We start from the raw sequence: 21,151 nt of genomic DNA, 5'->3' as shown, positions 1-21,151 counted from the left end.
GTCGACACTGACTAACCGCCGCACTCATGCGAGACTGTCCGCCCGGGCAGGATTGCCGGGGAGTCTTCTGTCGGGAGTGTTGCATGTCGTTGTCCACCGGGCTGATCGCCGCCGTCGCCCTCGCCTATATGGCCATCATGTTCGCCATCGCCTTTTACGGCGACCGTCGCAGCGCGCCGTTGCCGCCGCGGATGCGTGCGTGGGTGTACAGCCTGTCGCTGGCGGTTTATTGCACCAGTTGGACATTCTTTGGCGCGGTCGGCCAGGCCGCGGAACAGCTGTGGTCATTCCTGCCGATCTACCTCGGGCCGATCCTGTTGCTGCTGGGCGCGCCGTGGGTCCTGCAGAAAATGGTGATGATCAGCAAGCAGGAGAACATCACCTCGATTGCCGACTTCATCGCCGCGCGTTACGGCAAATCGCAATCGCTGGCGGTGGTGGTCGCGCTGATCTGTCTGGTCGGCGTCCTGCCCTACATCGCCCTGCAACTCAAAGGCATCGTCCTCGGTGTGAACCTGCTGATCGGCGCCGGCGCCGACGCCATGGGCACCCGCGCCCAGGACACCGCGCTGATCGTGTCGCTGGTACTGGCGCTGTTCACCATCGTCTTCGGTACGCGCAACCTCGACGCCACCGAACACCACCGGGGCATGGTGCTGGCGATTGCCTTCGAATCGCTGGTCAAACTGTTCGCCTTTCTCGCCGTCGGCGCGTTCGTCACCTTTGGCCTCTACGACGGTTTCGACGACTTGTTCAATCAGGCGATGCTCGCACCACGGCTTGAGGAATACTGGAAAGAAACCATCAACTGGCCGTCGATGGTGGTGCAGACCGGGGTGGCGATGATGGCAATCATCTGCCTGCCTCGGCAGTTTCATGTCACGGTGGTGGAGAACATCGACCCGCAGGACCTGCGCCTTGCCAAATGGGTGTTCCCGGCTTATCTGGCGCTGGCTGCGCTGTTCGTGGTGCCGATCGCCCTTGCCGGGCAGATGCTGCTGCCGAGTCACGTGCTGCCCGACTCGTTCGTGATCAGCCTGCCACTGGCTCAGGCCCATCCGGCATTGGCACTGCTGGCATTTATCGGCGGTGCGTCGGCGGCCACCGGTATGGTGATCGTCGCCAGTGTGGCGCTGTCGACCATGGTCTCCAACGACATGTTGTTGCCGTGGCTGCTGCGGCGCAACAACGCCGAGCGCCCGTTCGAAGTGTTCCGCCAGTGGATGCTCTCGGTGCGCCGCGTGAGCATCGTGCTGATCCTGCTGCTGGCTTACGTCAGCTATCGCTTGCTCGGCTCCACTGCGAGTCTGGCGACCATCGGCCAGATCGCCTTCGCCGCCGTGACCCAACTGGCCCCGGCGATGCTCGGCGCGCTGTACTGGAAACAGGCCAACCGCCGTGGGGTTTTCGCGGGCCTCGCCGCCGGCACATTCCTCTGGTTCTACACGCTGATCCTGCCGATTGCCGCCCACAGCCTTGGCTGGTCGCTGAGCACTTTCCCGGGGCTGGCGTGGCTGCACAGCAACCCGCTGAACCTGCCGATCACCCCGCTGACCCAAGGCGTGGTGCTGTCGCTGGCGGGCAACTTCACCCTGTTCGCCTGGGTCTCGGTGCTGTCGCGCACACGGGTTTCGGAACACTGGCAGGCCGGACGCTTCATCGGCCAGGAAATCAGCGCCCGTCCGAGTGCGCGCTCGATGCTTGCGGTGCAGATCGACGACTTGCTGCAACTGGCGGCGCGGTTTGTCGGTGAAGAACGTGCGCGACAGAGCTTCATCCGTTTCGCCTACCGTCAGGGCAGAGGCTTCAACCCGAACCAGAACGCCGACGGCGAATGGATCGCCCACACCGAACGCTTGCTCGCCGGCGTGCTCGGCGCCTCTTCGACGCGCGCGGTGGTAAAAGCCGCCATCGAAGGTCGAGAAATGCAGCTCGAGGACGTGGTGCGTATCGCTGACGAAGCCTCGGAAGTCTTGCAGTTCAACCGCGCCTTGCTGCAAGGCGCGATCGAGAACATCACCCAGGGCATCAGCGTGGTCGACCAGTCGCTGAAACTGGTGGCCTGGAACCGGCGTTATCTGGAGCTGTTCAACTACCCGGACGGTTTGATCAGCGTCGGCCGGCCGATTGCCGACATCATTCGCTACAACGCCGAACGCGGCCTGTGCGGCCCCGGTGAGGCTGAAGTCCACGTTGCCCGACGCCTGCACTGGATGCGTCAGGGCCGTGCACACACCTCGGAGCGCTTGTTCCCCAACGGCCGGGTGATCGAGTTGATCGGCAACCCGATGCCCGGCGGCGGTTTCGTCATGAGTTTCACCGACATCACCGCGTTCCGTGAGGCCGAGCAGGCGCTGACCGAGGCCAACGAAGGACTGGAGCAGCGCGTCAGCGAGCGCACCCAGGAACTCTCGCAGCTCAACGTCGCGCTGACCGAAGCCAAGGGCAACGCCGAGGCCGCCAACCAATCGAAAACCCGTTTCCTCGCGGCGGTCAGTCATGACCTGATGCAGCCGCTGAACGCCGCGCGACTGTTCTCCGCCGCCCTCTCTCACCAGGACGACGGCTTGAGCAACGAGGCGCAGCAACTGGTGCAACACCTCGACAGTTCGCTGCGGTCGGCGGAAGACTTGATCAGCGACCTGCTGGATATTTCCCGCCTGGAAAACGGCAAGATCAACCCCGATCGCAAGCCGTTTGCGCTCAATGAGCTGTTCGATACCCTCGGCGCCGAATTCAAGGCGCTGGCTCACGAGCAAGGCCTGACCTTCCGCGTGCGCGGCAGCCACTTGCGCATCGACAGCGACATCAAGTTGCTGCGGCGGATTCTGCAGAACTTCCTGACCAACGCTTTCCGCTACGCCAAGGGTCCGGTGCTGCTGGGCGTGCGGCGACGCCGCGGTGAACTGTGCCTGGAAGTGTGGGATCGCGGGCCAGGTATTCCGGAAGACAAGCAACAGGTGATTTTCGAGGAGTTCAAACGCCTCGACAGCCATCAGACCCGCGCCGAAAAAGGCCTCGGGCTCGGCCTGGCGATCGCCGATGGTTTGTGTCGAGTGCTGGGCCATACGCTGCGCGTACGCTCATGGCCAGGACGCGGCAGTGTGTTCAGCGTCAGCGTGCCGCTGGCCCGGCCGCAGTCGGTGCCGGCGCACGCTGCGGTCGAGTTGAACGGCAAGTTGCTCAGCGGCGCACAGGTACTGTGCATCGACAATGAAGACAGCATTCTGATCGGCATGAACAGCCTGCTGAGCCGTTGGGGCTGTCAGGTGTGGACGGCGCGCAACCGCGAGGAATGCGCGGCGTTGCTCAGCGATGGCGTGCGGCCGCAACTGGCGTTGGTCGACTATCACCTCGACCACGGCGATACCGGGACCGAGCTGATGGCGTGGCTGCGCACTACGCTGGGAGAGCCGGTGCCGGGGGTGGTGATCAGCGCCGATGGTCGCCCGGAAACCGTGGCGCAGGTGCATGCGGCTGGGCTGGATTATCTGGCCAAACCGGTGAAACCGGCGGCGTTGCGGGCGTTGTTGAGTCGGTATGTGCCGCTCTAACCGTTCGACTTGAGTGTTGCAGCGCTACTGCTGACGCCTTCGCGAGCAAGCCCGCTCCCACCTTTGAAATGCATTTTCCTGTGGGAGCGAGCCTGCTCGCGAAGCTTTTGGGGCTATTCAGGTAGCTCGACCAGACCATCGACATCAGTCATCGCCCGCTCCAACAGATCCGCCGGCAGACTTTTGCTCGCCCGCGCGCCCAGCAGTTTGAGCTGCTCGCTGCGGCTGACCAGGTTGCCGCGTCCTTCCGTGAGTTTGTTGCGCGCCGAACTGTAGGCCTTGTCCAGCTGTTGCAGGCGATTGCCGACCTCATCCAGATCTTGAATGAACAGCACGAACTTGTCGTACAGCCAGCCGGCACGCTCGGCGATTTCCCGGGCGTTCTGGCTTTGCCGCTCCTGCTTCCACAGACTGTCGATCACCCGCAGGGTCGCCAGCAACGTGGTCGGGCTGACGATCACAATGTTGCGGTCGAACGCCTCCTGAAACAGCGTCGGCTCGGCTTGCAGGGCGGCGGAAAATGCCGCCTCGATCGGCACGAACAGCAAGACGAAATCGAGGCTGTGCAGCCCCTCCAGGCGCTTGTAGTCCTTGCCGGCGAGGCCTTTGACGTGGCTGCGCAGCGACAGCACGTGCTGCTTGATCGCGACTTGGCCGATGCTGTCGTCTTCGGCGGCGACGTACTGCTGATAGGCGGTGAGGCTGACCTTGGAATCGACCACCACCTGCTTGTCGCCCGGCAGATAAATGATCACGTCGGGCTGGAAGCGCTCGCCGTCCGGGCCCTTGAGGTTGACCTGCGTCTGGTACTCACGGCCCTTCTCCAGGCCTGCGTGTTCCAGCACTCGCTCAAGAATCAGTTCGCCCCAGTTGCCTTGGGTCTTCTGGCCTTTGAGGGCGCGGGTCAGGTTGGTCGCTTCGTCGCTCAGGCGCAGGTTCAACTGCTGCAGACGCTCCAGTTCCTTGGCCAGCGAGAAGCGCTCGCGGGCTTCGGCCTGATAGCTTTCTTCCACGCGTTTTTCGAAGGACTGGATGCGTTCTTTCAACGGGTCGAGCAGTTGGCCGAGGCGCTGTTGGCTGGTCTCGGCGAAGCGCTGCTCGCGCTCATCGAAAATCTTGCCGGCCAGCTCGGCGAACTGCGCCCGCAGTTCATCGCGCGAGCCTTGCAGGTCGTTGAGGCGTTGTTGATGGCTTTCCTGTTGCTCGCGCAACTCGGCGTTCAGCGACGCTGCCTGGGCGTCCAGACGGCGTAGTTCGGCTTCCTTGTTGGCGCGCTCGATGTTCCAGGCGTGGGAGGCGTCGCGGGCGTCATCGCGCTCGATCTGCAGCAACTCGACTTCACGGCGCAGGGCGGCCAGTTCAGCCTGTTTCGCGGCGTTGGCCTGCGCCAGATCAACCGTTTCATCGCGACTGGCTTCCAACTGCGCGTTGAGCCCGTCCTGCGCCAGTTGCGCCATGGCCAGTCGCTCTTCGAGCAAGGCGACCTCGGCTTGTCCGTTGCTCGCCCGGCGCTGCAGTTGCCAGGCCAGCGCCAGCAGCGGCAACCCCGCACCTGCCAGACCGAGCAACACGCTGGTCAAGTCCATAGCCATAGCCACTCCTGCCGATTCGATAAAGCCTGAAGGTTAACCAAGGCGTGGGACGTTGGACAGCTCAGTCTTCGAGCAGGCCGAGTTCCTGTTGCGCACGGCGATCACCGGCACGCGCGGCCTGACGCAGCAGATCCTGTCCGATACGGCGATCCCGGGCGTTGCCGCACTCACGGCACATCAACTGACCGAGACGGCTCTGCGCCGCGACCACGCCTTCGCGTGCCGGTTGCTTGAGCAGACGCCCCGCCAGGTGCTTGGCATTGTGGCTGTCGCCCAGACGCGGACTGTCGAGCAGCCATTCGGCCACACGCACGGAAAATCGTTTGGGAGAGGTAACACGAGGGTGTTCGGAGGTAACAGAGTCTGATACTGAGCGAAACTTCATAAAACACTGTGGGGCAGATCGGAAGGCGCGCCACTCTACTCTCTTTTTCGTACAGGTAAAGCCCGAAAAAAACCCGGCACGCCCGTCCTAGAGCAAGCGCTAGGGACAATCCACAGAAGCTGTGGATAACTCAGTGGACAACCGCTCCCGAACCCGCGCAAAGCCTTGTGGAATGGGGCCCGCAGTCAAACTGACGATTTTTTCACCAACAAAAAAAACCGATGTTTTTCATTGACTTAAACTTTTGATGCAGGCAGCCGCTGGGGTCAGGATTGATATGACAGTCGCGTTACGGCCTGCGCAACTAATGTGCACAAGTACCTGTTACCCGGTTATATCGATGCGCTTTTTCGGGTCGTTTTGCGCCTCGGGCTGGGGATAAGCGGCTTGGCGAGGGGGATGACTGCACGCTTTTGTGGCGATGGATGGTTCCTTCGCGAGCAGGCTCGTTCCCACAGGAGTCCACGATCCCCTGCAGGACTGAGCCTGCTCGCGATGGGGCCGGCAATGCCAGCCTATGACTCTGCTACCGGTCGTAATCTTTTTTGCCGCAGGGTTTGCATTGCCCAGGACGATCCGTTAGTATCCGCGGCGTTAGTACCAAGCTGAAAGTCAATTCCGGTCGAACACATCCCCACGGTCAGCCTTCTTCACAGAAGCCTTCCACCGAAAAAGCGGGAACGACCCCTCGATGGTTTCCAGGTAAAACTTGCGTCAACACAGCCTTTGAATGAATGCAAAGGGTGTTGCCAAGCACACTTACTCTGACCGAACCAACCTGCAAATTGATCAGGATCTTCACCCCGGGCCCAGAACCTCTGCCCTTGATGTGTTGCCTGCCCTCCTAAGTACCTACCTGCCAGCCCAAGCGCGCCAACTTAATAGCGCTTCAAACTGGCTGCTTTGTTCCAGTCGGGTTCTTCGTACGACCAATGGTGGTCGACGTTACTGGAACGTTTTAACGTTGCACGGTTCTTATCCGTGTCATTTGTAGGAACACCTAATAACTATGTCTACTCAAATCCAGACTCAGGATGCCATTCGCACCCTAACCAACGCTTTTGCCCCAATGAACTGCCTGATCATGGCCGCTCGCAAAGGCTGCTTCAGCTTCACCGTGGTCAATGAACACGGAATCGCCCGCCACAGCGAGCGTCTGTACCCCGATCAATACTCCAGCGCCGAGCCGCTGCAGGCCGTGATCGACCGTACACGTCAGGCATTGATTGCCTGAGAGCCGAAAAGGCCGCAAAAGCACAAGCCCCGCACAAAATGCGGGGCTTTTTATTGCCCGATGTTTCGCTTTTAGCCCTGCGCGCCTAAGCACCATCGGATATAACGCTTTTGGCTCGCAGCCGGAAATATTTTAAAAACAGGCCTTTACGTCGTGAATATGACACTACACTTCAACTCAAGCGGCTTGATCCGCTTCCGGCGAGCCTGAGTCGATCCACCGCTGCCAAGGCCCCTTCAGGTATCGCCGCCCATTACAAGAATCGAGGGCATTATGGGTATCGCTGCCAGCGAACTGTGTCGCTACGTGATCCGTCCCACATTGATTTATCTGGGACGTCACTGCGCAACCGCCGAATCCCTGCTGCTGGGGATCGCCGCCAGCCAGTCCGCCCTCGGTTCCGCCCTGCATGACCGCCGTGGCCACGGCCTCTACCGGATCGCCGAACATCGCCACCAGGCCCTCTGGGATCACTATCTGGCGCTTGATCCGGAGCGTGCCAGCCTGGTTCGCGGCCTCGCCAGTCAGCATGCTTTTCTCAGTGGCCCGCACCTGGAACTGACCGTCAACCTGCGTTACGCCACCGCCATCGCCTGGCTGCTGGTCGAAGAACAAAACCCCACCCTCCCCGACCCGAATGATCTGTTGGGCATGGCGCGAATCTGGCGTCAGACCTTCCAGCCGCAAGGGCGTCTGCGCGACTTCACTTACGCCTGGCAAACTTGTGTTTCACCGGTGAATCAGGTCGCGTGCTGACCAAGCGGTTTCACAAAATCGCCCAACAGGTCGCGAATCTGGTCGGATTGTCCTACAAAACCGCTCTAACTCAAGCCATAGGGACTATAGCGCTGGAACGAAAATGTTGGTAATTTTCGCCCCGGTGATCACCAGGAGTTCTAATAATGAAAAAAGTAATGCTCAAAACCACCCTTAGCCTCGCCGTGACCATGGCATCCACCCAGATCTTCGCAGCTGGCTTTGCCATCAACGAACACAGCATCAGCGGGATGGGTACTGGTTACGCTGGGCGATCTTCTTCTGCCGACGACGCAAGCACTGTTTATGGCAACCCTGCCGGCATGTCGCGCATCACGCGCGAACAAGTCACTGGCGGTGTTGCATTCCTCGATGCCAAGACCGATATCAAAGACGCCAGCTCCAGCCCTAACGGCGGCAGCAACAAAGGCGACATGGTGCCCTTCACCTCCGTACCTATGGGCTTCTACGTCAAACCGATCGATGAGCATTGGGCATTCGGCCTCGGCGTATACGTGCCGTTCGGCCTGATTACCGACTACGAAAAAGGCTTTGGCGGCCGTTACTTCGGCAGCAAGTCCGAAGTGCAAGTCATCACCTTCCAGCCGACTGTCAGCTACAAGTTCAACGACGTGGTGTCGGTCGGTTTCGGTCCGACCATCAACCGTATCGACGGTACGCTGGAATCCAACCTGTCGATCACCCAGGCCGCTCCGGATGGCAAGGTCAAGATCAAGGGTGACGACACCGCGCTGGGTTACAACATTGGCGTGCTGGTACAGGCCACTGACACCACTCGCCTGGGTCTGACCTACCACTCGAAAGTCGACTACAAGCTCGAAGGCAACACCAAGGTCAACTACGGTGTGCTGGGCGCAGTCGGCCTGGGTGCCGAGCAGAAGTACGACGCTTCGCTGAAGATCACCACGCCTGAATCCGTGGACTTCTCGGTCACTCAAGCGATCAACGACCGCTGGAACGTCTATGCCGGTTCGACCTGGACCCGCTGGAGCCAGCTGAAGAAGATCACCGTCGAAAACTCGGGTGTCCAGCCGCTGCTGGCCGGTCAGTTCGGCGAGATCACCGAAGACCAGAACTGGCACGACTCCTGGGCTTACGCCGTGGGTACTTCGTACCAGTTGAACAAGGAATGGGTACTGCGCACCGGTCTGACTTTCGACCAGTCGCCGACCAACAACGTCGACCGTTCGCCACGCATCCCGACCGGCGACCGGACCATCTTCAGCCTCGGTGCCGGCTGGAGCCCGACCGAAGACCTGACCATCGACGTGGCTTACTCGTACTTGAAGGAAGAGTCGGTCAAAGTCCACAACCAAAACGATCGTGGCCAGACCTACGACGCCAAGTATGAAAACTCGGCAAACGGTTTCGGTGTCGGCGCGACCTATCGCTTCTGATGCTGCACGGCGAGGCTGATCCCTCGCCCACAAAAAAGCCCCGTTTTCTTTACAGAAAGCGGGGCTTTTTTGTGCCTGCATGAACATCAATATGGGAGCGCGCCTGCTCGCGAAAGCGCTGGATCAGACAAACATTATGTCGCGGGTCAGACCGTCTTCGCGAGCAGGCTCGCTCCCACAAAAAGACCGTGTTTCAGTCAGCCAGGGGGTTTGAGGCTATGGCTTTCTCGATGGCGGCGATAAATTCCGGATCATCCGGCTTGGTCAGGCTGGAAAAATTCGCAATCACCTTGCCCTGACGGTCGATCACGTACTTGTAGAAATTCCACTTCGGCGCGCTGCTCTGCTCCGCCAGCACCTTGAACAGGTGGGTAGCGCCATCGCCACGGACCTTCTGCGGCTCGGTCATGGTGAACGTCACGCCGTAGTTGGCATAGCAGACCTTGGCGGTCTCAGCGCTGTCCTTGGACTCTTGCTTGAAGTCGTTGGACGGCACGCCGAGCATCTCCAGACCTTGTGCCTTGTAGCGCTGATTAAGCGCTTCGAGGCCCTCGAACTGCGGAGCGAAGCCACAGAAGCTCGCGGTATTGACCACCACCAGCGGCTTGCCGGCGTAGCGCTGACAGAGGTCGATGGATTCCTTGGCGCGCAACTTCGGCAGCGAACCTTGCAGCGCATCCGGACAATCAGCGGCCTGGGCCAATCCGGTCAACGCCATCAGCAACGCGGGTACAACACACCAGCGCATGAGCATGTCGGGCATCCTTGAGCAGTCATCAGACCCCGACGTTACTCGCCATCAAAGCCTACAGGCAAGCGCCCATACCCAGTTGCATCAGCGCCAGGCCGCCCTGATGCCAGCCCCACCACACCAGCGCCAGCAACAGGGCGCCGAGTGCGGCGAAGGCGAATCGCGGCCAGGAACGCTTCATGCGGCGCTCACACCCGGTTGCAGGCGCGCCACCGGACGCTCGCGCACCGGCCAGTTCAGCGCAGCCGCCAGCAGGCTCAAGAGAATCGCCACTTGCCAGATCAAGTCATAACTCCCGGTACGGTCATACACCACCCCGCCCAGCCAGCCGCCGAGGAACGAGCCGAGCTGGTGGAACAGGAACACGATACCGCCGAGCATGGACAGATTGCGCACGCCAAACAAGGTCGCCACCGTGCCGTTGGTCAACGGCACCGTCGATAACCACAAGAAGCCCATGGCCATGCCGAACAGATAGGCCGAAGTGGTCGTCACCGGCAGCCACAGGAACAGCACAATCACCACTGCGCGCAGCAGGTACAACGCGGTCAGCAGACGCGGTTTGGACATGCGCCCGCCGAGCCAGCCGGCGGTGTAGGTTCCGAAGATGTTGAACAACCCGATCAACGCCAGCACCGTGGTGCCGACCGTGGCCGGCAGATGCTGATCGACCAGATAGGCCGGCAGATGCACACCGATGAATACCACCTGAAAACCGCAGACGAAAAAGCCGAACGCCAGCAACCAAAAGCCGGAATGCGAACAGGCTTCACGCAACGCTTCAGGCAGGGTCTGTTCATGACCCAGCACCGGCAGCGGTTTGTCCTTGAGCATGCTCACCAGCGGCACGATCAGCGCCACCAGCAGGCCGAGCACCAACAGCGCAGCCGACCAGCCGAGCCAGCCGATCAAACCCAGGGTGCCGGGCAGCATGGCGAACTGGCCGAACGAGCCGGCGGCGCTGGCGATACCCATGCCCATGCTGCGTTTTTCCGGCGGCACGGCACGCCCGACCACGCCGAGGATCACCGAGAACGACGTACCGGAGAGGCCGATGCCGATCAACAGACCGGCGCTCAACGACAGGCTCAGTGCCGAATCGGACAGCCCCATGAACACCAGGCCCAAGGCGTAGAACACACCGCCGACCAGCACCACTTTGGCCGCACCGAAACGGTCAGCCAAAGCCCCGGTGAACGGCTGTGCCAGCCCCCAGATCAAGTTCTGCAAGGCGATGGCGAAGGCAAACACTTCGCGCCCCCAGCCGAACTGTGCGCTCATCGGCGACAGGAACAGACCGAAGCCGTGCCGCACGCCCAATGACAACGCCAGAATCAGCGCACTTCCCAGCAACACCCAACCGCACGTACGCCACATCGATGTCATTGTTATTCTCCGCTTGCGGGTATATACCCGCTTGAGTTTGGAAAAAACCGGCCTCAGGCCAGTTCATCCAGCAATCTGAGCAAGGTTTCACGCTTCTCGGCGCCCAGGCGATCAATCAATCGCTGTTGCGCCGCTTCCCAGGCTGGCAGGGCCGCCGCCAAGCGCTGCACACCGGCCTCGGTGAGCCTGACGATGCGGTTGCGCATGTCTTTGCCCTCGGCCAGCGCCACCAGGCCCTCGCCTTCCAGCACCCGCAGATTGCGTCCCAGGGTACTGCGATCCAGACCCATGGCTTCGGCCAGTTCGGAAATGCTTGGTTGATCCAGGCGCTGCAGGTTGCACAGCAAAGAATACTGGGCAACGTTGATCCCGAAGCCGTCGAGAGCGCCGTCGTAATGCCTGCTGACGCCACGAGCGGCGCGACGCAGGTTGGTGCACAAACACTGAGAAGGAAGCATGATGCGTGTATATACCCGGGACTGTGTTAAATCAAGTTACACGTGAGTTTATCAATAAGGTTTGTGGCGTCTGACACACCGCCTTCGCGAGCAAGCCCGCTCCCACCCTTGGAATGCGCTCCCCCTGTGGGAGCGGGCTTGCTCGCGACGGGGCCAGCACGGTTATAAAGATATCTCAGACCAACACCACCCCAATCAACACCGCCATCTCCAGCAATTCGAGCAACGCCCCCGCCGTATCGCCCGTGGCCCCGCCCAGCCGCCGCATCATCACCTGCCGCAGCCAGACAAACACCCCTAACGCGACAGCCAGCGCAACAATCGCTTTAGCCCCTGCGATCAGCACACAGCCCAGCGCACTGAACCCAAGCACCCACCACCCCGCCCTGCGCGGCAGATGATCGGCCAGCGCCTGCCCCAACCCACCCGCCCGCACATACGGTGTGGTCAGAAACAATCCTAACAACGCCGCACGCCCCAGCAGCGGCACGATGATCAGCGCCAGCCCATGCCCTTGCTCGATCAGCGCCAGCAACGCGCAGAACTTGAGCAACAACACCAGCACCAGCGTCACCACCGCGATCGGCCCGCTGCGCGGATCCTTCATGATCGTCAGCGTGCGTTCGCGATCACCGAAACCACCGAGCCAGGCGTCAGCGCTGTCAGCCAGACCGTCGAGATGCAGCGCGCCGCTGAGCAGCACCCACACCGTCAGCAACAGCGCCGCATGCAGCAACAATGGTGCGCCGGCCAACGCCAGGTTGAATGCCCAGAGGATCACCCCGAACAGCAACCCCACCAGCGGATAAAACAGCAACGAGCGCCCGAGTTGCTCCGGCTGAGGCATCCCCGGCAGACGAATCGGCAAACTGCTGAGAAATTGCAGGGCGATCCACAGTGGCAGCATGTCAGTGACCTTCCTTGAGCGAGCCATCGGCTGCAACGGTCAGGGAAAACAACGAAGCATGCGCGACTTCGACATTGAGCAACTGCTGACGGGGCAAACCACGCGCTTGCGCCAGCAACAGGCGCATCACGCCGCCGTGACTGATCAGCAACACACGCTCGCCGACGTACGCCTGATGCAACCGCGCAACCGCGCCCAGCACACGCGCAGCAAAATCGCTGACCGGTTCACCCTGCGGCGGCGTAAAGGCATACGGGTCAGCCCAGAACAGCCCCAGCGCCTCGGCGTCAGTCTCCATCAACGCCGCAGCGCTCTGCCCTTCCCAGGCGCCGAAATGCAGCTCCTGCAGATCCTTGTCCAGATTCACCGGCAAATTCAGTTGCTCACCCAGCTCCGCGGCGAACCGCGCACAACGCTGCAGCGGCGAACTGACCAGCCGATCCCAGGGCCCGCCCGCGATCACCGCCGCACGCATCTGCGCCCAACCGTTTTCCGTCAGCGCATCATCGAGGCTGCCGCGCAAACCACCGCCCAGTTCAGTCTCGCCGTGACGCAACAGGTCCAGGCGCAAAGTCATGCCGGACGATCCGCCACTGCGGCTTCAGCGAACGTCGCCATCTGCCCGTGCAGGTCGCACGCCAGACGCAACAGCGGTACGGCCAACGCCGCTCCACTGCCCTCGCCCAGACGCAAACCGAGCTCCAGCAACGGCTCGGCATTGAGGGCTTCGAGCACATGACGATGGCCCGGTTCGGCGCCACGGTGGCCGAACAATAGCCACTCGCGACAGGCCGGATTCAGCCGCACCGCGACCAACGCGGCGACCGTGCAGATAAATCCGTCGACCAGCACCGCGACGCCTTCCTGGGCACAGGCCAGATACGCGCCGACCAGTGCGGCGATTTCAAAACCGCCAAGATTGAGCAGGGTTTGCAACGCATCACCCCGTTGCGCCGCATGCAGGGCCAGCGCGCGCTCGATCACTTGCGCCTTATGGCTGACGCCTTCGGCATTCAAACCCGTGCCAGGGCCGGTCAGGTGCACCACCGGGCAATCGAGCAAGGCGCAGGCCAGCGCACTGGCGGCGGTGGTGTTGCCGATGCCCATTTCGCCACCGATAAACAACTGCGCGCCTGCTGCCTTGGCACGCAGCACACTGTCGCGACCGGCCTGCAAAGCGAGCTCGCCCTGCGCCCGGGTCATCGCCGCGCCCTTGGCGAAATTCGCCGTGCCCGGGCCGACCTTCAAGTGCCGTACGCCGGGCAGGTTCAGCGACGGTGTCACGGTGCCCAGATCCACCACTTCCAGTTGTGCATCGAGCTGGCGCGCCAGCACGCTGATCGCCGCGCCACCGCTGACGAAGTTGAGCAGCATCTGCCCGGTGACTTCCTGCGGGAACGCCGAAACACCTTCCGCGACCACGCCATGATCACCGGCGAAAATCGCGATCCACAACTGATCAACGCTCGGTTTGACCTGGCCCTGCAATCCCGCCAACTGCACCGCCACCGTTTCGAGGCGACCGAGAGACCCGGCCGGTTTGGTCAGTTGCTGTTGGCGCGCCGCCGCTTGTTCAACGATCTCGGCATTCACCGGTTTGCACGGGTTCAACCACCACGCTTGAGTCATAACGCAGGTCCTTTCAGGGTCAGGGGCAGGCCGGCGACGGTCAAGACGACACGCTGACAGCGCTCAGCCAGAGCTTGATGCAGCCAACCGGCTTCATCGACGTAGCGGCGAGTCAATTCGCCCAGCGGCACGACACCCATTCCGGTCTCGTTGCTGACAAAAATGGTTTCCCCCGGCAATAACGCCAGGCAGTCCAGCAAGGCTTCGCGCTCAGCGGCGAGACGTTCGGCGTCATCGAGCATCAGCAGATTGGTCAGCCACAGGGTCAGGCAATCCACCAGCAAGCAACGCTCGGCGCTGGCGTTTTCACGCAGGACGCGAGCCAGTTCCAGCGGCTCTTCGATCAACGCCCATTCGGCCGGGCGACGGGCGCGGTGATGCGCGACGCGGTCGTTCATTTCGCCGTCCAGCGGTTGGCTGGTGGCGATGTAGGTGACGGCCAGTTGGCTGGCGCTGGCGAGTTTTTCCGCGAGGCGACTTTTGCCGGAGCGGGCGCCGCCGAGGATCAGTTGGAGCATGGGAGACATCCTGAATTTTGTGTGTTGGGGCGGCTGACGCTTTCGCGAGCAAGCCCGCTCCCACAGGGGTTAGGTGATCCAATGTGGGAGCGGGCTTGCTCGCGAAGAGGTCCGCACAGACGATTCAAATCCCACAGAGCCGACGCAACAGACCGGTATCCAGATGCTTCTCCACCAGATCCGCCAAACGTTCGATATCGCGCTCGCGCAAGCCGTGGTAATCCACGTCCTGCACATCGCTCAACCCGGCCCAACGCAGCAACGCCGCACTCGCCGCCGGCGATTCGAACAAGCCATGCAGATATGTGCCGAACACCTGCCCATCCGGACTCTGCGCGCCGTCGCAACGACCGTCTTCCAGATGCACCGCCGCATTCTCCAGCGCCGGCCCCACCGTGACCCCGGCATGGATTTCATAACCACTGACCTCGGCCTCTTCCAGCGCCAGATGCCCGCGCACGTTGCGCAATTGCTTCTCGGCTTCCAGCGTCGTTTCGAACGCCAGCAAACCGAGGCCGGCACTCGAACCGGGCGCGCCTTCCAGCCCCAGCGGGTCATGCACCTGCTCGCCGAGCATTTGCAGACCACCGCAGATCCCCAACAGTTTGCCGCCGTAACGCAGGTGCCGATTGATCGCCGCGTCCCAGCCATTGGCACGCAGATACGCCAGATCGCTGCGCACGCTTTTCGAGCCCGGCAGGATGATCAGATCGGCGGCAGGAATCGCCTGCCCCGGGCCGATGAATTGCAGGTCCACTTGCGGGTGCAAACGCAGCGGATCGAAATCGGTGTGGTTGCTGATGCGCGGCAGCACCGGCACGACTACTTTGAGCACTTGCTCGGCCTTGTCGGTCTGGCGCTGGTCGATACCGTCCTCGGCTTCCAGGTGCAGATCCATCACGTACGGCAGCACGCCCACCACCGGTTTGCCGGTGCGCTGTTCCAGCCAGTCGAGGCCCGGTTGCAGCAAAGCGATGTCGCCGCGAAAACGGTTGATGATGAAACCTTTGACCCGTGCCTGTTCGCTCGGCGACAGCAACTCAAGGGTGCCGACCAGATGCGCAAATACCCCGCCGCGATTGATGTCGGCGATCAGCAGCACCGGGCAATCCACCGCCTCGGCAAAGCCCATGTTGGCGATGTCCCCGACACGCAGATTGATCTCCGCTGGCGAACCTGCGCCTTCGACCATCACCAATGGATACGCCGCGCTGAGCCGCTCGTGCGAAGCCAGCACCGCTTGCATGGCGATGGCTTTGTAGTCGTGATAAGCCACGGCGTTCATGCTGGTGACGGCACGGCCATGGATGATCACTTGTGCGCCGGTGTCACTGTTGGGCTTGAGCAGCACCGGGTTCATGTCGGTGTGCGGTTCGAGGTGCGCAGCTTGCGCCTGCACCGCTTGCGCGCGACCGATCTCGCCGCCGTCAGCGGTCACTGCGCTGTTGAGCGCCATGTTCTGTGGTTTGAACGGCACCACCGCCACGCCCTGACGGGTGGCCCAGCGGCACAGCGCCGTCACCAGCGTGCTTTTACCGGCGTCGGAAGTGGTGCCCTGCACCATCAGGGTGGTCATGTCGATTCCTTGGCAAAGGCTTGCAGCGCTTGTTCGAGACGCGCTTCTTCAGCCGCGTTGGCGGGCAGGCCAAAACGCAGACTGCTGTTGTGGGTGAAGATGCGCAGGAGGATGCCGCGTCGGGCCATGAATTCGTGCAACGCAGGCGCGTGTTCGGTGATCAGCCACTGAAACAGCGCGCAACCGCCCTGGGGTTTGAAGCCGTAGCGCTCCAGCAGCCGTGCCAGGCGTTCACTGGCCTCGTCGCTGCGAATGCGCTGGCGGGTGTGCGCTTCGGTGTCTTGCAGGCAGGTTCGCCCGAGCACCCGTGTCGGCCCGCTGACCGCCCATGGCCCGACCTGTTCGGCGAGCAATCTGAGCAGCTTGCGTTCGGCCAGCACAAAGCCCAGGCGCACGCCGGCCAGACCGAAAAACTTGCCAAACGAGCGCAACACGACCAAGCCGACCTGATGGGTGTACGACGCCAGACTCAGGTGCGGCGTGTTGTCCATGAACGCTTCATCGACCACCAGCCAGCCGCCACGCTGGGCCAGCCGCGCGTGCCAGTCGAGCAGCCGCGCCGGCGTCAGGCTCAGGCCGGTGGGATTGTTCGGGTTGACCACCACCAGCACGTCGAGGCTGTCGAGAAAGAATTCGACTTCCTGCTCCAGCACTTCGCGCACGATGTAGCCGCTGCGGCGCCAGGCTTCGGCGTGCTCGGCATAACACGGCGACAAAACGCCGACCTTGCCGGCGCGGCGCAGACGCGGCAGCAACTGGATCGCCATCTGCGAACCGGCTACCGGCAGCACCTGGGAGGCGCCGTAGTAATCGCACGCGGCCTGCTCCAGTCCGTCGTCGGTTTCCGGCAACCGTGCCCAGGCACGCAACGGAATCTCCGGCACCGCAAATGGCCACGGCGCCAGGCCACTGGACAGGTCGAGCCAGTCGGCCTCGGCAATCCCGTATTCGAGTGCCGCCTTGCGCAGCCGGCCACCGTGCTCAAGCATAGAATTCAGCCCCCACGCAGAGAATCAGCAGCCATAACCATACCCCGCGCTGGACCAATTGCCAGCCGCGATCAATCGAATCGGCATCCGCCGGCGCGCCTGCGCCCAGTTGCGGACGCTCGTGCAGTTCACCGTGATAGATCGCCGGACCGCCCAACTCGACATTCAACGCACCGGCACCAGCGGCCATCACTGGACCTGCGTTGGGGCTGTCCCATTGCGGCGCCTGGGTGCGCCAGCATTTCCAGGCGAGCCGGGTGTTGCCCAGCAGCGCGTAGGTCAGCGCCACCAGTCGTGCAGGAATGTAGTTGAGCACGTCGTCGATTTTTGCCGCGCACCAGCCGAACCGCTCGAAGCGTTCGTTGCGATAACCCCACATCGCATCGAGTGTATTGCTCAAGCGATAGAGCACCACGCCTGGCGCACCGGCCACGACAAACCAGAACAGCGCGGCGAACACTGCATCACTGCCGTTTTCCAGCACCGATTCGGTGGCGGCGCGTGCGACGGCGGTGCTGTCCAGTTCACTGGTCTGACGGCTGACCAGATAACCGACGCGCTTGCGCGCCTCTTCCAGATCATCACTGCGCAGGGCTTTGGCCACAGGCTCGACGTGCTCGCCAAGGCTGCGCATGCCGAGGGCGCAATACAGCGCAAGAATCTCGACAATCCAGCCCACGTAGGGCGCCCAGGAAAACGCGGTGGCGAGCAAGGTCAGCGGCAGCACCGCAATCACCCACGCGGTGACCCCGTGACTGCGCCAGCCACGGCCGCCCGCATTGAAACGTCGCTCGATGCGTCCGGCAAAATTGCCGAACGCCACCAGCGGATGCCAGCGTTTCGGTTCACCCAGCAGCGCATCCAGCGCGACTGCGGCGACACTCAACAACGCCACACTCATTGACTCACTCCCCAATAATTTTCATACAGCAACTCATTGAGCGGACGCGCCTGCGCCCACCCTTCGAGTACCAGCATCGGCGCCGGATAGAATTCCTTGACCGGGCCCAGGCACAACACCGCCAACGGCTTGGCCCCGGCCGGCAGTTGCAGCAGATCGGCCAGTGCCTGCGGGTCGAACAGCGAGACCCAGCCCATGCCCAGTCCTTCGGCACGGGACGCCAGCCACAGGTTCTGGATCGCGCAGGACAACGACGCCATGTCCATTTCCGGCAATGTGCGACGACCGAAAATGTGTTTTTCACGATCGTCCATCAGCGCCGCGACCAGCACTTCGGCGCAATCATTGATGCCTTCAACCTTGAGCTTCATGAACTCGTCGCTGCGCTCGCCGAGCGCTTCAGCGGTGCGGATGCGTTCTTCTTCGACGAGGTTCTGGATCTGGCCACGTAAAGCTCGGTCGCTGATACGAATGAAGCGCCAGGGCTGCATCAGGCCGACGCTTGGGGCCTGATGCGCGGCTTCCAGAAGTCGGCGCAGCAACTCGGGCTCAACCACCCCACCGATGAAGTGGCGCATGTCGCGGCGTTCGGCGATGGCTTTATAGACCGCTTGGCGCTCGGCTTCGGAGAATGCGTTGTCGGTCATGGCCCCATCGCGAGCAGGCTCGCTCCTACAGGGGATTGCGTTTCGTCAGGCACACCATCGCCCACTGTAGGAGTGAGCCTGCTCGCGATAGCGTCCTCAAGTGGCGGCGCAAACAGTGCAGCGACAGCCGCAGGATTCGACGGAAAATAGAAGTGCACATAAGAAGCCGTCATCCGCCCTTCCCGATAAACCGCCTCGGCGCCGCGCCCACCATTCGGGCTCAGCCCTCGAGCAATCGGCGTCAGCTCGGTGGTGGTCAGCGAATGATGATAAGTGTGCCCACGCAACGAACCTTCCGGCAGATCCACCGCCTGCAACGCCAACGCCGCCAGACGCTTTTGCATCACCGCGTCGCCCTTGAGCAACCCGACCAGTTCAGCACGCGCGCCTTCAACATCCGTCAACGAATCGAGCAAATACAGCATCCCGCCACACTCAGCGAGCAACGGTTTCCCTGCCGCATGATGGGCACGAATCGCATCGAGCATCTCGGTGTTTTGCGACAACGCAAGGTGATGCAATTCCGGATAACCACCGGGCAGATACAAGCTGTCCGCTTCAGGTAATTGCATATCGCGAATCGGCGAGAAGAAACTCAACTCGGCGCCCATCGCCCGCAACAGATCGAGACTCGCGCCATAGGTGAAGGCAAACGCCTCATCACGCGCAACGGCAATGCGCACATCCTTCAGCAGCGGCTCGACAGCGATGACGTCAGGCGCGGCGAACTCAACCGCTGGCGGCAGCGCTACCTCGCAACTACTGGCCAGTGCGTCGGCAGCGGCGTTGAGACGCACATCGAGGTCATTCAGTTCGCTGGCCTGCACCAGGCCGAGATGGCGGCTCGGCAGTTCGATGCCAGTCTCGCGCGACAACGCGCCGTACCAGCGCAGACCTTCCGTGAGACTGCCTTCCAGCAATTGCGCATGGCGCAAGGTGCCGACACGATTGGCCAGCACGCCGGCAAACGGCAGGTCCGGCTGATACTTCGCCAAGCCCAGCGCCAACGCACCAAAGGTCTGCGCCATCGCCGTGCCGTCGATCACACCGAGTACCGGCACACCAAAATGCCGCGCCAGATCGGCGCTCGATGGCGTGCCGTCGAACAGGCCCATCACGCCTTCGATCAGGATCAGATCGGCCTCGGCGGCGGCTTCCCACAGCAGGCGTCGACTTTCCTGTTCGCCGACCATCCACATGTCCAGTTGATACACCGGCGCACCGCTGGCGCGTTCGAGAATCATCGGGTCGAGAAAGTCCGGGCCGCACTTGAAGACGCGCACTTTACGTCCCTGATTGCGATGTAATCGAGCAAGCGCGGCAGTGACCGTGGTCTTGCCCTGACCGGAGGCCGGCGCGGCAATCAGCACCGCCGGGCAGTGACGTGGTTGATTCAAAGTTCGACGCCTTTCTGCGCTTTGATGCCGGCCTGGAAGGCGTGTTTGAGCATGCCCATTTCGGTGACGGTGTCACCCATCTCGATCATTTCCGGCTTGGCCGCGCGACCGGTGACGATCACGTGCTGCATCGGCGGACGCGCCTGCAAATCGCTGAGCACCTGATCCAGGTCGAGGTAGCCATGCTTGAGGGCGATGTTCAGTTCATCCAGCACCACCAGGCCGATCGACGGATCGCGCAACAGCTCACGGGACACTGCCCACGCGGCTTCGGCGGCGGCGATGTCGCGCTGACGATCCTGGGTTTCCCAGGTGAAGCCCTCGCCCATCACGTGAAAGCGCACTTGCTCCGGGAAACGGCGGAAGAACAGTTCTTCACCGGTGCTGTTGCGGCCCTTGATGAACTGCACCACGCCGCACTGCATGCCGTGGCCCATGGCGCGAGCGAGCATGCCGAACGCCGAGCTGCTTTTGCCTTTGCCATTGCCGGTCAGCACCAGCACCAGGCCGCACTCGTCAGGCGAGTTGGCGATGCGTTCGTCGATCACGGCTTTTTTGCGCTGCATACGCGCCAGATGGCGTTCGTCACGCTCGGGGGAATCGGTCATGGGGGAGCTCTCCGTTGAGGCTGGGTAACGGCGGGCGGGCACAAGAATAGACGGCAAAAAGCCTGGCATCGCCCACCGTGATGCCGCTGGATGGATCAGGCCGGTCTCCGGGCTCATGAGCGGCGCATCGCCTGGCTGCACGCCTTCCCGCATCTTTCGAGGCAGTGGCTGAATGTGCAGCTTTTACTCATTTACCGTTGCGGGGGCAGCGCCGGGATCGTGATCGTTCTTCGCCTGAAGACAACCCTCACCGGCTTCCCTGTTTCACTCTGTCGACACACGTCACAGAGCACCTGAAACAAGCCGCGAAGGTTAGAGGGTTGGGGGTGGAGCGTCAATTAAAGAGGCGGCCGTCGGGCGAATAACTGCCGCCGATCAATTATCTGGCGCCAATCTTGTGCCACACTGTTACAAATGATATCAAAGAGCCATGCTTTTCTCGAAA

The 21,151-nt window shown here is 62.0% G+C and carries 20 protein-coding genes and 1 riboswitch; of the genes, 4 read left to right on the top strand and 16 right to left on the bottom strand.

Annotated features, from left to right (window positions below; genetic code table 11):
- Window positions 1–83 precede the first annotated feature (83 nt).
- Window positions 84–3,554 carry a NahK/ErcS family hybrid sensor histidine kinase/response regulator gene (locus QMK55_RS22030; protein ID WP_320329954.1) on the top strand — a complete coding sequence of 1,157 codons (3,471 nt, stop codon included), beginning with the start codon at window positions 84–86 and terminating at the stop codon, window positions 3,552–3,554.
- A gap of 113 nt (window positions 3,555–3,667) precedes the next feature.
- On the opposite strand, the gene rmuC is transcribed toward QMK55_RS22030, so the two are convergent.
- Both rmuC and QMK55_RS22020 read right to left on the bottom strand, forming a co-directional pair.
- Complete coding sequence (gene rmuC / locus QMK55_RS22025; RefSeq protein WP_178082140.1) at window positions 3,668–5,032, bottom strand: DNA recombination protein RmuC; 1,365 nt, start codon at window positions 5,030–5,032, stop codon at window positions 3,668–3,670.
- A gap of 175 nt (window positions 5,033–5,207) precedes the next feature.
- Complete coding sequence (locus QMK55_RS22020; RefSeq protein WP_102356776.1) at window positions 5,208–5,531, bottom strand: hypothetical protein; 324 nt, start codon at window positions 5,529–5,531, stop codon at window positions 5,208–5,210.
- 1,009 nt (window positions 5,532–6,540) lie between these two features.
- On the opposite strand from QMK55_RS22020, the gene QMK55_RS22015 reads away from it, so the two are divergent.
- The 3 genes from QMK55_RS22015 (at window position 6,541) to QMK55_RS22005 (ending at window position 8,939) form a co-directional block, all read left to right on the top strand.
- The gene (locus QMK55_RS22015; protein ID WP_007950419.1) at window positions 6,541–6,765 is read left to right on the top strand and encodes a hypothetical protein; all 225 of its coding nucleotides are present in this window, start codon (window positions 6,541–6,543) and stop codon (window positions 6,763–6,765) included.
- Window positions 6,766–7,038: 273 nt separating this feature from the next.
- Complete coding sequence (locus tag QMK55_RS22010; protein WP_025111983.1) at window positions 7,039–7,521, top strand: hypothetical protein; 483 nt, start codon at window positions 7,039–7,041, stop codon at window positions 7,519–7,521.
- A 146-nt stretch (window positions 7,522–7,667) separates the two neighbouring features.
- The gene (locus QMK55_RS22005; protein ID WP_102356777.1) at window positions 7,668–8,939 is read left to right on the top strand and encodes an OmpP1/FadL family transporter; all 1,272 of its coding nucleotides are present in this window, start codon (window positions 7,668–7,670) and stop codon (window positions 8,937–8,939) included.
- Between the two features lie 193 nt (window positions 8,940–9,132).
- Here the strand turns inward: QMK55_RS22005 and QMK55_RS22000 are convergent, their stop codons facing one another.
- From QMK55_RS22000 to cobO, 14 genes are all read right to left on the bottom strand, one after another.
- On the bottom strand, window positions 9,133–9,693 hold the full coding sequence (locus tag QMK55_RS22000) for a glutathione peroxidase (RefSeq protein ID WP_320329953.1): 561 nt from the start codon (window positions 9,691–9,693) through the stop codon (window positions 9,133–9,135).
- 52 nt (window positions 9,694–9,745) lie between these two features.
- Window positions 9,746–9,871: a hypothetical protein gene (locus QMK55_RS21995; protein ID WP_256214716.1), complete on the bottom strand. Its 126-nt coding sequence runs from the start codon at window positions 9,869–9,871 to the stop codon at window positions 9,746–9,748.
- Window positions 9,868–11,076 carry an MFS transporter gene (locus QMK55_RS21990; protein WP_102356779.1) on the bottom strand — a complete coding sequence of 403 codons (1,209 nt, stop codon included), beginning with the start codon at window positions 11,074–11,076 and terminating at the stop codon, window positions 9,868–9,870. The genes QMK55_RS21995 and QMK55_RS21990 overlap by 4 nt, the downstream gene beginning before the upstream one ends.
- 53 nt (window positions 11,077–11,129) lie before the next feature.
- Window positions 11,130–11,534: a MarR family winged helix-turn-helix transcriptional regulator gene (locus QMK55_RS21985; RefSeq protein WP_102356780.1), complete on the bottom strand. Its 405-nt coding sequence runs from the start codon at window positions 11,532–11,534 to the stop codon at window positions 11,130–11,132.
- A 175-nt stretch (window positions 11,535–11,709) separates the two neighbouring features.
- On the bottom strand, window positions 11,710–12,441 hold the full coding sequence (locus tag QMK55_RS21980; RefSeq protein WP_102356781.1) for an adenosylcobinamide-GDP ribazoletransferase: 732 nt from the start codon (window positions 12,439–12,441) through the stop codon (window positions 11,710–11,712).
- A gap of 1 nt (window position 12,442) precedes the next feature.
- Window positions 12,443–13,018 (bottom strand): alpha-ribazole phosphatase family protein, encoded by a 576-nt coding sequence (gene cobC / locus QMK55_RS21975; protein WP_320329952.1) that lies wholly within the window; start codon window positions 13,016–13,018, stop codon window positions 12,443–12,445.
- On the bottom strand, window positions 13,015–14,070 hold the full coding sequence (gene cobT / locus QMK55_RS21970; RefSeq protein WP_102356783.1) for a nicotinate-nucleotide--dimethylbenzimidazole phosphoribosyltransferase: 1,056 nt from the start codon (window positions 14,068–14,070) through the stop codon (window positions 13,015–13,017). Before cobT ends, cobC begins: the two co-directional genes overlap by 4 nt.
- Window positions 14,067–14,588: a bifunctional adenosylcobinamide kinase/adenosylcobinamide-phosphate guanylyltransferase gene (gene cobU, locus QMK55_RS21965; protein WP_320329951.1), complete on the bottom strand. Its 522-nt coding sequence runs from the start codon at window positions 14,586–14,588 to the stop codon at window positions 14,067–14,069. Before cobU ends, cobT begins: the two co-directional genes overlap by 4 nt.
- 124 nt (window positions 14,589–14,712) lie before the next feature.
- The gene (locus QMK55_RS21960) at window positions 14,713–16,164 is read right to left on the bottom strand and encodes a cobyric acid synthase (protein WP_102356785.1); all 1,452 of its coding nucleotides are present in this window, start codon (window positions 16,162–16,164) and stop codon (window positions 14,713–14,715) included.
- A complete protein-coding gene (gene cobD / locus QMK55_RS21955) occupies window positions 16,161–17,153 on the bottom strand; it encodes a threonine-phosphate decarboxylase CobD (RefSeq protein ID WP_320329950.1) in 993 nt (330 codons plus the stop codon). Before cobD ends, QMK55_RS21960 begins: the two co-directional genes overlap by 4 nt.
- Window positions 17,146–18,054, bottom strand: a complete 909-nt coding sequence (gene cbiB, locus QMK55_RS21950) for an adenosylcobinamide-phosphate synthase CbiB (protein WP_102356787.1) — start codon at window positions 18,052–18,054, stop codon at window positions 17,146–17,148. The genes cobD and cbiB overlap by 8 nt, the downstream gene beginning before the upstream one ends.
- A complete protein-coding gene (gene bluB, locus QMK55_RS21945) occupies window positions 18,051–18,701 on the bottom strand; it encodes a 5,6-dimethylbenzimidazole synthase (RefSeq protein WP_102356788.1) in 651 nt (216 codons plus the stop codon). Before bluB ends, cbiB begins: the two co-directional genes overlap by 4 nt.
- On the bottom strand, window positions 18,698–20,098 hold the full coding sequence (locus QMK55_RS21940) for a cobyrinate a,c-diamide synthase (protein WP_320329949.1): 1,401 nt from the start codon (window positions 20,096–20,098) through the stop codon (window positions 18,698–18,700). The genes bluB and QMK55_RS21940 overlap by 4 nt, the downstream gene beginning before the upstream one ends.
- Window positions 20,095–20,706, bottom strand: coding sequence for a cob(I)yrinic acid a,c-diamide adenosyltransferase (cobO, locus tag QMK55_RS21935; RefSeq protein WP_003223053.1), 612 nt, complete (start codon window positions 20,704–20,706; stop codon window positions 20,095–20,097). The genes QMK55_RS21940 and cobO overlap by 4 nt, the downstream gene beginning before the upstream one ends.
- Before the next feature lie 80 nt (window positions 20,707–20,786).
- A riboswitch (cobalamin riboswitch) is annotated at window positions 20,787–21,018 on the bottom strand.
- Between the last annotated feature and the right edge of the window lie 133 nt (window positions 21,019–21,151).

It is taken from the genome of Pseudomonas sp. P8_229 (assembly GCF_034008635.1).
Taxonomy (GTDB): Bacteria; Pseudomonadota; Gammaproteobacteria; order Pseudomonadales; family Pseudomonadaceae; genus Aquipseudomonas.
The sequence above is the reverse complement of the archived record's forward strand: the minus strand, read 5'-3'. Positions and strand labels throughout refer to the sequence as shown.

What these genes read in the sequence shown, in the direction of transcription:
- QMK55_RS21960 (WP_102356785.1), bottom strand. Translation starts at nt 16,164, where the DNA reads ATGACCACCCTGATGGTGCAGGGCACCACTTCCGACGCCGGTAAAAGC.
- QMK55_RS21990 (WP_102356779.1), bottom strand. Translation starts at nt 11,076, where the DNA reads ATGACATCGATGTGGCGTACGTGCGGTTGGGTGTTGCTGGGAAGTGCG.
- QMK55_RS21985 (WP_102356780.1), bottom strand. Translation starts at nt 11,534, where the DNA reads ATGCTTCCTTCTCAGTGTTTGTGCACCAACCTGCGTCGCGCCGCTCGT.
- cobD (WP_320329950.1), bottom strand. Translation starts at nt 17,153, where the DNA reads ATGCTTGAGCACGGTGGCCGGCTGCGCAAGGCGGCACTCGAATACGGG.
- QMK55_RS21980 (WP_102356781.1), bottom strand. Translation starts at nt 12,441, where the DNA reads ATGCTGCCACTGTGGATCGCCCTGCAATTTCTCAGCAGTTTGCCGATT.
- cobO (WP_003223053.1), bottom strand. Translation starts at nt 20,706, where the DNA reads ATGACCGATTCCCCCGAGCGTGACGAACGCCATCTGGCGCGTATGCAG.
- QMK55_RS21995 (WP_256214716.1), bottom strand. Translation starts at nt 9,871, where the DNA reads ATGAAGCGTTCCTGGCCGCGATTCGCCTTCGCCGCACTCGGCGCCCTG.
- cobT (WP_102356783.1), bottom strand. Translation starts at nt 14,070, where the DNA reads ATGACTCAAGCGTGGTGGTTGAACCCGTGCAAACCGGTGAATGCCGAG.
- QMK55_RS22030 (WP_320329954.1), top strand. Translation starts at nt 84, where the DNA reads ATGTCGTTGTCCACCGGGCTGATCGCCGCCGTCGCCCTCGCCTATATG.
- QMK55_RS22005 (WP_102356777.1), top strand. Translation starts at nt 7,668, where the DNA reads ATGAAAAAAGTAATGCTCAAAACCACCCTTAGCCTCGCCGTGACCATG.
- cbiB (WP_102356787.1), bottom strand. Translation starts at nt 18,054, where the DNA reads ATGAGTGTGGCGTTGTTGAGTGTCGCCGCAGTCGCGCTGGATGCGCTG.
- QMK55_RS22015 (WP_007950419.1), top strand. Translation starts at nt 6,541, where the DNA reads ATGTCTACTCAAATCCAGACTCAGGATGCCATTCGCACCCTAACCAAC.
- QMK55_RS22020 (WP_102356776.1), bottom strand. Translation starts at nt 5,531, where the DNA reads ATGAAGTTTCGCTCAGTATCAGACTCTGTTACCTCCGAACACCCTCGT.
- QMK55_RS22010 (WP_025111983.1), top strand. Translation starts at nt 7,039, where the DNA reads ATGGGTATCGCTGCCAGCGAACTGTGTCGCTACGTGATCCGTCCCACA.
- bluB (WP_102356788.1), bottom strand. Translation starts at nt 18,701, where the DNA reads ATGACCGACAACGCATTCTCCGAAGCCGAGCGCCAAGCGGTCTATAAA.
- cobU (WP_320329951.1), bottom strand. Translation starts at nt 14,588, where the DNA reads ATGCTCCAACTGATCCTCGGCGGCGCCCGCTCCGGCAAAAGTCGCCTC.
- QMK55_RS22000 (WP_320329953.1), bottom strand. Translation starts at nt 9,693, where the DNA reads ATGCTCATGCGCTGGTGTGTTGTACCCGCGTTGCTGATGGCGTTGACC.
- cobC (WP_320329952.1), bottom strand. Translation starts at nt 13,018, where the DNA reads ATGACTTTGCGCCTGGACCTGTTGCGTCACGGCGAGACTGAACTGGGC.